This is a genomic window from Paraprevotella sp., from assembly GCF_986071375.1.
Map to the genome: position 1 here is coordinate 14,924 of NZ_CFQRNQ010000023.1, position 12,638 is coordinate 27,561.

Annotated in this window: 13 protein-coding genes; all 13 read left to right on the forward strand. The window is 52.2% G+C overall.

Features of this window, described 5'->3' with window-relative positions; translation table 11 throughout:
• Positions 1-133 precede the first annotated feature (133 nt).
• The 13 genes from AC5RDV_RS11460 to AC5RDV_RS11520 all read left to right on the forward strand — a co-directional run bounded on the left by AC5RDV_RS11460 (position 134) and on the right by AC5RDV_RS11520 (position 12,320).
• Positions 134-517 (forward strand): hypothetical protein, encoded by a 384-nt coding sequence (locus tag AC5RDV_RS11460; RefSeq protein ID WP_276789174.1) that lies wholly within the window; start codon positions 134-136, stop codon positions 515-517.
• Positions 514-1,728, forward strand: coding sequence for a D-alanyl-D-alanine carboxypeptidase/D-alanyl-D-alanine-endopeptidase (locus tag AC5RDV_RS11465; protein WP_008628012.1), 1,215 nt, complete (start codon positions 514-516; stop codon positions 1,726-1,728). Before AC5RDV_RS11460 ends, AC5RDV_RS11465 begins: the two co-directional genes overlap by 4 nt.
• A gap of 107 nt (positions 1,729-1,835) precedes the next feature.
• Positions 1,836-2,222, forward strand: a complete 387-nt coding sequence (locus tag AC5RDV_RS11470) for a hypothetical protein (RefSeq protein WP_282747769.1) — start codon at positions 1,836-1,838, stop codon at positions 2,220-2,222.
• A gap of 142 nt (positions 2,223-2,364) precedes the next feature.
• On the forward strand, positions 2,365-2,718 hold the full coding sequence (locus AC5RDV_RS11475) for an NADH-quinone oxidoreductase subunit A (protein ID WP_008628010.1): 354 nt from the start codon (positions 2,365-2,367) through the stop codon (positions 2,716-2,718).
• Entirely contained in the window at positions 2,709-3,323 is a 615-nt protein-coding gene (locus AC5RDV_RS11480; RefSeq protein WP_008628009.1) for an NADH-quinone oxidoreductase subunit B, read from the forward strand. Before AC5RDV_RS11475 ends, AC5RDV_RS11480 begins: the two co-directional genes overlap by 10 nt.
• Positions 3,320-4,936 (forward strand): NADH-quinone oxidoreductase subunit D-related protein, encoded by a 1,617-nt coding sequence (locus AC5RDV_RS11485; protein WP_276789166.1) that lies wholly within the window; start codon positions 3,320-3,322, stop codon positions 4,934-4,936. The genes AC5RDV_RS11480 and AC5RDV_RS11485 overlap by 4 nt, the downstream gene beginning before the upstream one ends.
• A gap of 21 nt (positions 4,937-4,957) precedes the next feature.
• Complete coding sequence (nuoH, locus tag AC5RDV_RS11490; protein ID WP_008628006.1) at positions 4,958-6,058, forward strand: NADH-quinone oxidoreductase subunit NuoH; 1,101 nt, start codon at positions 4,958-4,960, stop codon at positions 6,056-6,058.
• 15 nt (positions 6,059-6,073) lie between these two features.
• Positions 6,074-6,571 carry a 4Fe-4S binding protein gene (locus AC5RDV_RS11495; RefSeq protein WP_008627999.1) on the forward strand — a complete coding sequence of 166 codons (498 nt, stop codon included), beginning with the start codon at positions 6,074-6,076 and terminating at the stop codon, positions 6,569-6,571.
• A gap of 6 nt (positions 6,572-6,577) precedes the next feature.
• Entirely contained in the window at positions 6,578-7,093 is a 516-nt protein-coding gene (locus AC5RDV_RS11500; RefSeq protein ID WP_008627997.1) for an NADH-quinone oxidoreductase subunit J family protein, read from the forward strand.
• 16 nt (positions 7,094-7,109) lie between these two features.
• Positions 7,110-7,421: an NADH-quinone oxidoreductase subunit NuoK gene (gene nuoK, locus AC5RDV_RS11505; protein WP_008627995.1), complete on the forward strand. Its 312-nt coding sequence runs from the start codon at positions 7,110-7,112 to the stop codon at positions 7,419-7,421.
• 29 nt (positions 7,422-7,450) lie between these two features.
• Positions 7,451-9,340, forward strand: coding sequence for an NADH-quinone oxidoreductase subunit L (gene nuoL / locus AC5RDV_RS11510; RefSeq protein WP_040602897.1), 1,890 nt, complete (start codon positions 7,451-7,453; stop codon positions 9,338-9,340).
• A 26-nt stretch (positions 9,341-9,366) separates the two neighbouring features.
• Positions 9,367-10,869, forward strand: a complete 1,503-nt coding sequence (locus tag AC5RDV_RS11515) for a complex I subunit 4 family protein (protein WP_008627992.1) — start codon at positions 9,367-9,369, stop codon at positions 10,867-10,869.
• 8 nt (positions 10,870-10,877) lie between these two features.
• Positions 10,878-12,320, forward strand: a complete 1,443-nt coding sequence (locus AC5RDV_RS11520) for an NADH-quinone oxidoreductase subunit N (RefSeq protein ID WP_282747770.1) — start codon at positions 10,878-10,880, stop codon at positions 12,318-12,320.
• Positions 12,321-12,638: the final 318 nt, after the last annotated feature.

The following is a 12,638-nucleotide window of genomic DNA, read 5'->3' on the forward strand; positions in this document are numbered from 1 at the left end:
GTCTTTTTTTAAATAAACAAAAAATAAAGGATATTTTTGGGCTTTCTGTGGATTTAATCCGTAAAAAGTGTAACTTGCATCAAATTTTAGTTTTATGATACGGACATTTCATGCAAAAATTAATAAGAAGATAATGTTTTTCAGCTTGTTGCCTGCTACAGTGTTGGCCATATATTTCTTTTGGGTAAAATTGCCTTTGGCTGCATTGTGTTGTATGGTCTTTTTGGTTTTCGTGGTGGAACGTTTGATTCATACGTATTATGTTTTTACCGATGAAGGTTGCTTGTTCATTCATCAAGGGCGGTTTTCCAAGGTCAGCAGGCATTCTTTGTCCGACATCGAAAAGGTGGATATCGTACGGCCGTCTTCTTTGTCTTTTTTAAAGAATAAGGATACTGTCATGTTGACGTTTTGCGACGGTTCGATAAAGTTCATCACGCCTTTTCCGGCTGAAGAGTTTTGCCGGTATTTCAAACGAAAACAAGAAGATTTTCTTGAAAAGACAGGTGGCTTATGAATATGAGGCTTTTTAGAGTACTTTTGGGAGTCTTCTGGTTTGTTGGGGGAGTTGGTAATCCCTTGTTGGCTTCCGGGAGATTTTCTTGTGAACCACTTGGGGAAGAGGCTTCGTGGCCGGTGTGTTTGCGGGACGGACTGGATAGCTTGTTGCAAGATGAGCTATTCCTTACTTCACAAGTAGGTTTGTGTGTATATGATTTGACCGACGATACTTTACTGTATGCTTATCAGGCCAAACAGCGTATGCGGCCGGCTTCTACTGAAAAATTGGTAACGGCTGTCACCGCGCTTTCCGAATTGGGGAGTGATTATCGTTTTGCAACCCGCTTGTTCTACACAGGCGAAATCCGAGGGCGTGTTTTGTATGGAGACTTATATGTCGTGGGAGGTTTCGACCCTTGTTTCGGGAAAGAAGATTTGCTTTCTTTCGGCAAGGCTTTGAAAGAATCGGATGTGGATTCTATAGTTGGGAAACTGTATGCAGACGTGTCGATGAAAGATACCTTGCAATGGGGATGGGGGTGGTGTTGGGATGATGACATGCCGGTGCTGACTCCTTTATTATATGGGAAGAAGAATATTTTCATAAGGGCATTCAGCGAGATGTTGCATGGCTTAGGTATTCATCATGTTTTTGGAGGACAAGCCCGTTGTCCCCAAAATGGCGTATTGTTAGCCGGACGGACACGTCAATTGGCAGACGTTTTGCATCCGATGATGAAAGAGAGTGATAATTTATGTGCCGAAGCCTTGTTTTACCAGTTGGCAGCCCGTACAGGAAAACCATACGCTTCAAGAAAAGAAGCTATGTACTACATTGAGCGGTTGATAGGGCGGTTAGGCTATGATCCCGGAAAATATATAGTGGCCGATGGGAGCGGGGTTTCTTTATATAATTACTTGACACCGGAACTTGAAATTGCTTTCCTGAGATACGCTTATCGTGATGAGGCTATTTTTTCACCTCTTTATATTGCTTTGCCTATAGCCGGAGTTGACGGTACGTTGAAAAAACGTATGAGGAAGGGAAAAGCTTACGGAAACGTAAGGGCTAAGACCGGGACTTTGGAAGGAGTATCCACGTTGGCCGGTTATGTACGGTCGGCGAATAACCATTTGTTGGCCTTTTGTATTATGAATCAAGGTGTGGAACGTGTGGCGGCTGCACAAGACTTTCAAGACAAAGTTTGTGAATGGTTATGCCGGTAGTTTTTTTAAGTAGTACTTAAATCGTTCTAATTTAGATATTTTAATCTTCCATAAAAGAAGCTTTAAAATAATATATGTACCTTTGCGCCCGTTAAAGAGACGAGGAAATGAAGCTTAAACTCTGTATGTGGCTACTGTTTTCCATGTCTTTCTTAATGGCTTTTGCCACGATGGAAAAACATGGTTCATCGGCGTTTTGTGCTGAGGCAAGTTTTCTGTCGGTGGAAAGTTTCGGACAGGAAGCTACATATTGGACATCTGATACTCCTTATTTCTTTTTTACTTCTGATTACATAGCCCCGTTGTCTTTTGCCTTGGATGAAGGGGCTGAAACGTCGTGTCCGGGGTACAGGGCGGCCTCGGAAAGATTATCCGGTTTTCTTTATGCTTCCGTAAACTGTTTTTTATCTCCTTGCAGGTCTTTATACTATTCTTATGATTCCGGACCTAGCAGGGATTATTATATCTTTACCTTGAGACGAATCAGGGTGTGACCCCTACGGGGCCTATATTATATAAATAGGTATCATTTCAGAGTGCCATATCTTATGGTCCTTTTCCCCTCGGAAAAGAAAATAAAAGATATGTCTTTCACTACAATAATCTTTGGTTGTTAAATTAAATATAACTTCAAGAATGACGGATTTCACATTGTTAACGGTCGTGGTGCTTACGGCAATCGCTTTAGTGACGGCTGCCTTGCTGATAGCGCGCCTTGCGGCCCCCCGTACGTTCAACCCCCAAAAAGGCGAGCCCTACGAGTGCGGCGTGCCCACGAGGGGGGAAGCTTGGTTCCAGTTCCATGCCGGTTATTACCTGTATGCCATCCTGTTCCTGATATTCGACATCGAGACGGTGTTCCTCTTCCCGTGGGCGGCGGTGGTAGGCCGTATAGGCATGCAAGGGCTGTTGAGCATCGTGTTTTTCATTGTGGTATTGATTCTGGGCCTGGCTTACGCCTGGAGGAAAGGAGCGTTGGAATGGAAATGAAACACGGGTTGCCCAAGATAAAGGACATGGGGCCGGGCGATTTCAAGAACAACGATTACCTGCTGCGCATGGCCGAGAAACTGAACCGCGACGGGGCTGGCATCGTGTTGGGCACGTTGGACGACCTGATCAACTGGGGCCGCAGCAATTCGCTCTGGTCCCTTACTTTCGGCACGAGCTGTTGCGCCATAGAGTTCATGGCCTTAGGGGCGGCGCGTTATGACATGGCGCGTTTCGGTTTCGAGGTGACGCGCAACTCGCCTCGCCAGGCGGACATGATCATGGTGTTGGGCACGATTACTTACCGCATGGCTCCGGTACTGAAGCGGTTGTACGACCAGATGGCCGAGCCGAAATACGTGGTGGCCGTGGGGGGATGCACCATCAGCGGGGGGCCGTTCCGCAAGAGTTACCACGTGGTGAACGGTATCGACGAGATTATCCCGGTGGACGTGTACATCCCGGGATGCCCCCCGCGGCCGGAGGCTTTCTTTTATGGCATGATGCAGTTGCAACGTAAAATCAAGGCAGAGCGTTTCCTTGGGGGACGCAACCGCAAGGAGAAGCCGGAAGAGGCAGAGGAAAGAAAGGAGGCCGGAATATGATTGAAGAAAAGATAAGGCAGTGGTGCGCGGCCGCCACAGTGGAAGAGGCCGGCGAGAGAGTGGTAGTGGTCCCGAAGGGGGACGTGGCGGAGGTATGCCGTCGGCTGCACGACGACGCGGAGGAACCGATGGATTACATGCGCGACCTTGTGGCGGCGGACGGGGACGGCCGCCTGAGCGTGTTCTACCTGTTGGAGTCGACCCGGACGGGCGGCCGCGTGACGTTGCGCACGGACACGGACGGGCGCGAGGAGCCTTTCCTGCCCTCGGTGTGCCGGATATGGAAGACGGCGGAAATCAAGGAACGCGAAGCATACGATTTCTTCGGCATACGCTTCACGGGGCATCCTGACATGCGCCGCCTCTACTTGCGTGAGGATTGGGCCGGTTACCCGCTCCTTAAGGATTACGACATGGGCAGCAACCCGCTCAACATGGAGAATGAGGTGAATGCCGACGTGACGGAGGAATATGACTTGCGTGCGGACGGGACCATTGAACGGCGCGAGAACGTGGTGTTCAACCCTGATGACTTCATCGTGAACATCGGCCCGCAACATCCTTCCACGCATGGCGTGTTGCGCATGCGTACGTCGTTGGACGGCGAGACGGTCAAGAAGATAGACCCCATATTGGGATATATCCACCGGGGCATCGAGAAGATGAACGAGAGCCTGACTTATCCGCAGACATTGGCGTTGACCGACCGTCTGGACTACCTGAGCGCCCACCAGAGCCGCCATGCCCTGTGTATATGCATCGAGAAGGCGGCAGGCATCGAGGTTTCCGAACGTGCTAGGTATATCCGCACGATAATGGACGAATTGCAACGAATCGATTCCCACCTCCTCTTTTATTCCTGTCTGGCCATGGACATGGGTGCGCTTACGCCTTTCTTCTATGGTTTCCGCGAGCGTGAGATGATTCTCGACATATTCGAGGATACCACCGGGGGGCGGTTGATTCAGAACTACAATGTGATTGGCGGCGTGCAGGCCGACCTGCATCCCGATTTCGTGCGGAAGACGAAAGAGTTTATCGTGCACTTGCGGAACATTATCCATGAATACCACGACATCTTTACGAAGAGCGTCATTGCCCGCACCCGTCTGAAGGGGGTCGGCTTGCTTTCGCGTGAGGATGCCATCTCGTTGGGCTGTACCGGCGGTACGGGCCGTGCCTGCGGATGGGCCAACGACGTGCGCAAGCACCATCCCTACGCGATGTACGGCAAGGTGGACTTCAAGGAAATCACCTATACCCATGGTGATTCGTTTGACCGCTATATGGTGCGCATGGACGAAATCATGGAATCCTGCCGGATCATAGAACAGTTGATAGACAACGTGCCCGAAGGGGAGTTCCGGGTGAAGACGAAGCCCATCCTCAAATTGCCCGAAGGCGTGTTTACGGCTTCCGTCGAGGCCAGTCGTGGCGAGTTCGGCGTGTTCCTCATCAGCCGGGGGGACAAGATGCCTTACCGTTTGCATTACCGGAGCACGGGCCTGCCGTTGGTGCATGCCATGGACACCGTGTGCCGGGGCGGGAAGATAGCCGACCTGATTGCCATCGGCGGTACGATGGACTTCGTGATACCGGATATTGACAGATAACATACAGACACATTTAAATATATGGATCAAGCATTTTTGGATTATTACAGCCTGGAACCGTTCACGCAGTGGATACACCGTACGTTGTGCGGCGTGATGCCTGAGGACTGGGCTGTTTTTATCGAAGGGTTGGCGTTGGGCATAGTCATTTTGTTGGCATACGCCGTGTTGGCCGTGGTGCTCATTTATATGGAACGCAGGGTCTGCGGCGCTTTCCAGTGCCGTATAGGGCCGAACCGTGTGGGGGGCAAAGGCGGGTTGTTGCAAGTGCCGGCCGACGTGTTGAAGATACTGACCAAGGAGATCATACGCCTCAGGAAGTCCGACCATGTGCTTTATGAACTGGCGCCTTATTTAGTGATTCTGGCTTCCGTCATTTCGTTTTCCTGTCTGCCCTGGCACAAGGGAGCAGAGATTCTGGACATGCAAATAGGGATATTCTTCGTGTTGGCCGCTTCGAGCATCGGGGTGATCGGCATTTTGTTGGCCGGATGGAGCAGTAACAGCAAGTACACGATTATCGGTGCCGTCCGCAGTGGTGCCATGATTATCAGCTATGAGCTGTCTTTGGGTATCACGGTACTTACGATGGTCATCCTGAGCGGGACGATGAGCATCAGCGGCATCGTGGAAAGCCAGGCCGGAGGATGGAACATTTTCAGGGGACATGTCCTGACGTTGGTGGCTTTTGTCATTTACCTCATTTCCGGCAATGCCGAAGCCAACCGCGGGCCGTTCGACCTGGCTGAAGCCGAGCAAGAATTGACAGCCGGTTACCATACGGAATATTCCGGCATGCATTTCGGCTTTTTCTACTTGGCCGAGTACCTGAACCTTTTCATTACGGCAGGTATTGCCACTACGCTTTTCTTAGGGGGGTGGATGCCTTTGCATGTGGCCGGGCTCGACGGGTTCAATGCCGTGATGGACTATGTTCCCGGTATCGTATGGTTCCTGGGCAAGACGTTTTTCGTCATATTCCTGTTGATGTGGATCCGGTGGACCTTCCCCCGTTTGCGTATCGACCAGGTGCTGACGTTGGAATGGAAATACCTCATGCCCTTGTCGCTCGTAGTCATGTTGGCCATGGTGGTGATGAAGGTTTTCGGATTGGTTTTTTAAAACGATAGTAATGAAATGAGTAAATTCACAAAATATATAAAGAGATATTGGCGTAGCACGGAGAGTCTGGCGGGAGGACTGAAAACGTCCATCAAGGTGTTCTTCCGGAAGAAAGTGACGGAGCAGTATCCGGAAAACCGGCATACGACGCTTTACATACCGGAACGTCATCGGGCACAGTTGGAAATGATTCATGACGACCGGAACCAGCATCATTGTGTGGCCTGCGGGTTGTGCCAGATGGCCTGTCCCAACGATACAATCCGTGTGGTTTCCGAAGTGAGGGAAGATGCGGAAGGAAAGAAGAAGAAGTATTTGGTGAAGTATGAATATGATTTGGGTTCCTGCATGTTTTGCCAGCTTTGTGTCAATGCCTGTCCGCATGGCGCCATACGTTTTTCCAATGATTTTGAGAATTCGGTTTTCGAGCGTGACAAGTTGCTGCTCACGTTGAACCGGGAAGGTTCGGTGTTGGCACCGGCTCCCGAGAAAAACAAACCTATAAAAGCATAATGTAATATGGAAGGAATCACTCTTGGGCAAGTAGTTTTTGGGGTTGTCTCACTGATGATGGCGGTCTGTTCGGTGTTGGCTGTGACATCGGGGCGTATTTTGCGTGCGGCCACGGCTCTGTTGTTTGTGCTTTTCGGGACGGCCGGCCTTTATTTCATGTTGGGCTATACCTATTTGGGAGCGGTGCAGTTGTCGGTTTATGCCGGAGGTATCGTCGTGCTTTATGTCTTCTCCATCCTGTTGACCCGTTCGGACAAGAACATGAACGAACGTATCCCACGGGGACGTTGGTTTGCGGCCATGCTGACGGTATTGGCCGGTTTCGGGTTGACGGTATTCTTGCTGTCGTCTTACGGTTTTGCACGTTTCTCCGTTCCTCCGTTGGTGGAACTGGATCCGGTGAAAGTCGGCAACGCGCTTGTCGGAATGGGGAAATACCAGTTTGTCCTGCCTTTCGAGGTCGTCAGTGTGTTGTTGTTGGCCTGCATGATCGGTGCCATCATGATTGCGCGTAAACGTTGATTAAACAAACAGAGTTATGGAAATAGATGCTTTTTATTATCTGATACTGAGTACGGTGATGATGTTTGCCGGTATTTACGGCTTTTTCACGCGACGCAACCTGTTGGCCACGCTCATCTCCGTGGAATTGATGCTGAATGCCACGAACATCAACTTTGCCGTGTTCAACCGTTATTTTTATCCGGGTGCGCTCGAAGGCCATTTCTTCACGCTCTTCGGCATTGCCATCTCGGCGGCGGAAACGGCTGTGGCCATTGCCATTATGATAAATGTGTACCGTAATGTCCGGAATATCCAGACGGATGATGTCAGCGACCTGAAGGGTTGACGCCGGAAACTGATAAAAAGAAGAATGATATGGAATATACGATATTGATACTCCTCCTGCCCGTACTGAGTTTCTTAGTGTTGGCTCTGGCAGGTATGAAGATGTCCCACCGCGCAGCCGGTCTGGTCGGTTCGTTGTCATTGGGGGCTGTGGCCGTGTTGAGTTATGCCGTGGCATACGGTTATTTCACCTTGCCGCGTTTGGCCGACGGGACGTTTGGGACCCTGGTACCTTATAATTTTGTATGGTTGCCTTTCACGGCCGGCCTGCATATCGACATGGGCATCCTGCTCGACCCTATCTCGGTGATGATGTTGGTGGTCATTTCCACCGTCTCGCTCATGGTGCACATCTATTCTTTCGGGTATATGAAAGGGGAGAAGGGTTTTCAGCGTTATTACGCTTTCCTGAGCTTGTTCACCTTTTCGATGCTCGGCTTGGTGGTAGCCACGAACATTTTCCAGATGTATGTGTTTTGGGAACTGGTGGGCGTGTCCTCTTACCTGCTCATAGGGTTTTATTACACGAAGCCTGAAGCCATCTCCGCTTCCAAGAAAGCTTTTATCGTGACACGTTTTGCCGACCTCGGATTCCTCATCGGTATCCTGATTTACGGTTATTATATGGGTACGTTCACCTTTGCGCCTGCCGAGGAGAACCTTATGCAAGGCGCATTGATGCTGCCGTGGGCATTGGGGCTGATGTTCGTGGGCGGTGCCGGTAAGAGCGCCATGTTCCCGCTCCACATCTGGTTGCCCGATGCCATGGAAGGTCCTACGCCGGTGAGTGCGTTGATTCATGCGGCCACGATGGTCGTGGCCGGAGTGTACCAAGTGGCACGGATGTTCCCGCTTTATATCGCATACGCGCCGGAAACGTTGCACATTGTGGCCTACGTCGGGGCTTTCACGGCTTTCTATGCCGCTTCCGTGGCTTGCGTGCAAAGCGACATCAAGCGGGTGTTGGCCTTTTCCACCATTTCCCAAATCGGGTTCATGATGGTGGCTTTGGGAGTCTGCACTGGCATGCCGAGCCATGAAGGCGGTCTGGGCTACATGGCTTCCATGTTCCATCTTTTCACCCATGCCATGTTCAAGGCTTTGCTCTTCCTCGGCGCGGGTTGCATCATCCATGCCGTGCATAGCAACGAGATGTCCACGATGGGCGGCTTGCGCAAGTATATGCCGGTGACGCATGTCACGTTCCTCATCGCTTGCCTGGCCATTGCCGGTATCCCGCCGTTTTCCGGTTTCTTCTCCAAGGACGAGATCCTGACGGCTTGCTTTGCTTTCAGCCCGGTGATGGGTTATGTCATGACTTTCATTGCAGGGATGACGGCTTTCTACATGTTCCGTCTGTACTATTGCATTTTCTGGGGGCACGAGAACAAGGAACTGCATGCCGCGCACGTGCCGCACGAAAGTCCGCTTACGATGACTTTCCCGTTGATGGTATTGGCTGCCGTGACCTGTCTGGCCGGTTTCATTCCCTTCGGGCATTTTGTCACGGGCGACGGTTTGTCTTACGACATCCATTTGGACGGTGGCGTGGCAGCCACAAGTTGCGTGGTGGCTGTATTGGCCATCGCCTTGGCCACTTTCATGTATGCCCGCAGCGAACAGCCGGTGGCCGATGCCTTGGCTCGTCGTTTCCCGAAACTGCACCGTGCGGCCTACCGCCGTTTTTATATGGACGAAGCCTGGCTGTTCGTCACCAAACGGATTATTTTCCGCTGCGTGTCTGTACCGTTGGCATGGTTCGACCGCCATGTGATAGACGGTTTCATGAACTTCCTGGCTTGGGGCACCCGTGCTTCGGCCGAGGAAGTACAGCCCATGCAGAGCGGGCGGATACAGGCTTACGTGATTTGGTTCCTGAGCGGCATTATCCTTTTGACTTTGGTCTTGTTGGCCGTCTGACTATTCTTTAAAAAAGTAAAAACGATATGAATATATTAAGTCTTTTCGTATTGATTCCCCTGTTGATGATGCTCGGTCTGTGGATGGCCCGTAGTGTCAACCAAGTGCGGGGAGTGATGGTAGCCGGTTCTTCCGCGTTGTTGGTGCTGGCGGTCTGGCTTGCCGTGGATTATCTCCGGCTTCGTGCGTTGATTGCCAATCTGCCTTTCCCGCAGCCTGAGATGCTCTACACGGATAGTGTCGTGTGGTACGCTCCCTTGCATATCTGTTATTCCGTCGGGGTGGACGGCATTTCCGTGGTCATGTTGCTGCTGAGTGCCATCATCGTGTTCACGGGCACTTTCGCTTCATGGAAACTGAAACCCCTCACGAAAGAATATTTCCTGTGGTACACGCTGCTTTCCACGGGCGTGTTCGGTTTCTTCATCTCCACCGACCTTTTCACCATGTTCATGTTTTATGAGGTGGCCCTCATCCCGATGTACCTGCTCATCGGCGTATGGGGCAGCGGGCGCAAGGAATATGCCGCCATGAAACTGACGCTGATGCTGATGGGCGGGTCGGCTTTCTTGCTCATCGGTATCCTGGGCATCTATTACGGGGCCGGGGCGCAGACGATGAATGTGTTGGAGATTGCCGGACTGCATAACATCCCCGAAGGGATGCAACGGCTGTTCTTTCCTGCGGTGTTCCTGGGTTTCGGCGTGTTGGGTGCCTTGTTCCCGTTCCATACATGGAGCCCGGACGGCCACGCTTCCGCCCCCACGGCGGTGTCCATGTTGCATGCCGGGGTGTTGATGAAACTGGGCGGATACGGGTGTTTCCGCGTGGCCATGTACCTGATGCCTGAAGGGTTGGCCCAGTGGGGCGACTTCTTCCTGATACTGACTACGGTTTCTGTGGTTTACGGGGCTTTCAGTGCCGTGGTGCAGACCGATTTGAAATACATCAACGCCTATTCTTCCGTGAGCCATTGCGGCCTGGTACTTTTCGCCTTGCTGATGGCGACCCGCACGAGCTGCACGGGCGCCATCCTGCAAATGCTGAGCCACGGGCTGATGACGGCCTTGTTCTTTGCCCTTATCGGCATGATATACGGCCGGACGCACACCCGTGACGTGCGCGAGTTGAACGGATTGATGAAGGTCATGCCTTTCCTGGCTGTGGGGTACGTCATTGCCGGTCTGGCCAATCTCGGCCTGCCCGGCCTGAGCGGCTTCGTGGCCGAGATGACGGTGTTCGTGGGTTCTTTCGAACATCCCGATGTGTTCCACCGCGCCTGCACCGTCATCGCCACGGTGAGCATCGTCGTCACGGCAGTGTATATCCTGCGTGTGGTGGGCAAGATTCTTTATGGCACGTGCCGCAACCCCGGGCATCTGAAGTTGACGGATGCCACGTGGGACGAGCGTTTTGCCGTCATTTGCCTGATTGTGTGTGTGGCAGGACTGGGACTTGCCCCGTGGTGGGTGAGCGACACCGTCAGTTTCAGTGTAGAGCCTATTGTTTCACATTTTAATCTTCCCTGATTCAAGTCATGAACAGTAATTTATCTGCTATATTGTCTTTGCATGCCGAGCTTTCGTTGGTGTTGATTCTGTTGGTAGCCCTCTTGGCCGACCTTTTTGCCGGGCCGCTGCGCCGGCGCTGGTTCCATCCGGCCGTTTGCGTGCTGATGGCCCTCCAGATAGGATTGAACCTTACGCCCGACACCCGCGCACTCTTCGGCGGCATGTATGTCAACACCCCGTTCACATCTATCGTCAAGTCCATCCTTTCGGCCGGCACGTTGCTTATCTTCCTCCAAAGCGGCGAATGGCTAGGGCGGAAAGACACGCATTATAAACAAGGCGAGTTCTACGTGCTGACGCTCGCCACCCTGTTGGGCATGTTCTTCATGGTGTCCGCCGGGCATTTCCTGATATTCTACATCGGATTGGAGATGGCCAGCATCCCCATGGCCTGCCTCGTGGCCCTCGACAAATACCGCCACCACAGCGCGGAAGCCGGTGCCAAGTTTATCCTGAGCACGATGTTCTCTTCCGCCTTGCTGCTCTACGGCCTGTCGTTCATCTACGGCACTTCCGGCACGCTCTATTTTGCCGACCTTCCGGCCATGCTTCAGGGCAGCGCGTTGCAGCAGTTTGCCCTGGTGCTCTTCCTGGCCGGGATGGGATTCAAGATGAGCCTCGTGCCCTTCCATCTGTGGACGGCCGATGTCTATCAGGGGGCACCCACAAGCGTGACGGCTTACCTGAGCGTCATTTCCAAGGGAGCCGCTGCCGTGGCCTTGGCCATCGTCCTGCGTTTTGTGTTCCCTTTGATGAGGGAAGACTGGACGCTCGCCGTGGCCCTGCTTTCCGTCGCCAGCATAACCGTGGCCAACCTGATGGCCGTTTTGCAGGGCGACATGAAGCGTTTCATGGCCTTCAGCAGCATCTCGCAGGCCGGTTATATCCTTCTGGGTGTGCTTGCAGGTACGGCTCAGGGCATGGCCTCGCTGGTGTTCTATGTGGCCGTGTATGTGGTGGCCAACGTGGCCGTCTTTGCCGTCATCAGCACCGTCGAACAGCACGCGGGCGGCCAGACGGGCCGTGACGCTTACCGCGGGCTTTATCGAACGAACCCGCGCCTGACGTTGGTGCTGACGTTGGCCCTGTTCTCGTTGGGCGGCATACCCCCGTTTGCCGGTTTCTTCTCCAAGTTCTTCATCTTCGCGGCGGCCTTTGCCGGGGGGTGGTGGCTGGTCGTGTTCCTCGCGTTGGTGAACACCATCGTCTCCCTTTTCTACTACCTGTTGGTGGTCAAGGCCATGTACATCTCCGCGCCCCTCACGGAGGACGGGCTCCCGGCGGTGGCCCCCTTGCGCAGCCATCCGGGCGTGCGCCTCACGTTGGCGCTCTGCACGGCGGGCATTTGCCTGTTGGGCGTGGCGAGCTTCGTCTACGAGGGCCTGGCGCGTTGGGCGGGGATGATGTAGGAATCCTTTTTTGCTAACAAAAGGATTAACAATCTGATTTCGGATTTCTATGATTTAATTTACTGAAAATCAGTATGCTGAAATTATAAAATCACTTGGCGCAGAATGATTTTTCGTTCTGCGCCAAGTGATTTTTCAATCTGCGGCAAACGATTTTTCATTTGGCGCAGATTGATTTTATAAAGTGCTTTTCCTTGACAAATGCGAAAAAAACTTTTTTGCTGATATAATCCTAATTTAAGTTTAAATAGTCCAATGATAGGGAAAGGATTACTCGTTATATTTGCAGTGTATCAAGGTTCTTCATTGAATTAAGAT

What these genes read in the sequence shown, in the direction of transcription:
- AC5RDV_RS11460 (WP_276789174.1), top strand. Translation starts at nt 134, where the DNA reads ATGTTTTTCAGCTTGTTGCCTGCTACAGTGTTGGCCATATATTTCTTT.
- AC5RDV_RS11465 (WP_008628012.1), top strand. Translation starts at nt 514, where the DNA reads ATGAATATGAGGCTTTTTAGAGTACTTTTGGGAGTCTTCTGGTTTGTT.
- AC5RDV_RS11470 (WP_282747769.1), top strand. Translation starts at nt 1,836, where the DNA reads ATGAAGCTTAAACTCTGTATGTGGCTACTGTTTTCCATGTCTTTCTTA.
- AC5RDV_RS11475 (WP_008628010.1), top strand. Translation starts at nt 2,365, where the DNA reads ATGACGGATTTCACATTGTTAACGGTCGTGGTGCTTACGGCAATCGCT.
- AC5RDV_RS11480 (WP_008628009.1), top strand. Translation starts at nt 2,709, where the DNA reads ATGGAAATGAAACACGGGTTGCCCAAGATAAAGGACATGGGGCCGGGC.
- AC5RDV_RS11485 (WP_276789166.1), top strand. Translation starts at nt 3,320, where the DNA reads ATGATTGAAGAAAAGATAAGGCAGTGGTGCGCGGCCGCCACAGTGGAA.
- nuoH (WP_008628006.1), top strand. Translation starts at nt 4,958, where the DNA reads ATGGATCAAGCATTTTTGGATTATTACAGCCTGGAACCGTTCACGCAG.
- AC5RDV_RS11495 (WP_008627999.1), top strand. Translation starts at nt 6,074, where the DNA reads ATGAGTAAATTCACAAAATATATAAAGAGATATTGGCGTAGCACGGAG.
- AC5RDV_RS11500 (WP_008627997.1), top strand. Translation starts at nt 6,578, where the DNA reads ATGGAAGGAATCACTCTTGGGCAAGTAGTTTTTGGGGTTGTCTCACTG.
- nuoK (WP_008627995.1), top strand. Translation starts at nt 7,110, where the DNA reads ATGGAAATAGATGCTTTTTATTATCTGATACTGAGTACGGTGATGATG.
- nuoL (WP_040602897.1), top strand. Translation starts at nt 7,451, where the DNA reads ATGGAATATACGATATTGATACTCCTCCTGCCCGTACTGAGTTTCTTA.
- AC5RDV_RS11515 (WP_008627992.1), top strand. Translation starts at nt 9,367, where the DNA reads ATGAATATATTAAGTCTTTTCGTATTGATTCCCCTGTTGATGATGCTC.
- AC5RDV_RS11520 (WP_282747770.1), top strand. Translation starts at nt 10,878, where the DNA reads ATGAACAGTAATTTATCTGCTATATTGTCTTTGCATGCCGAGCTTTCG.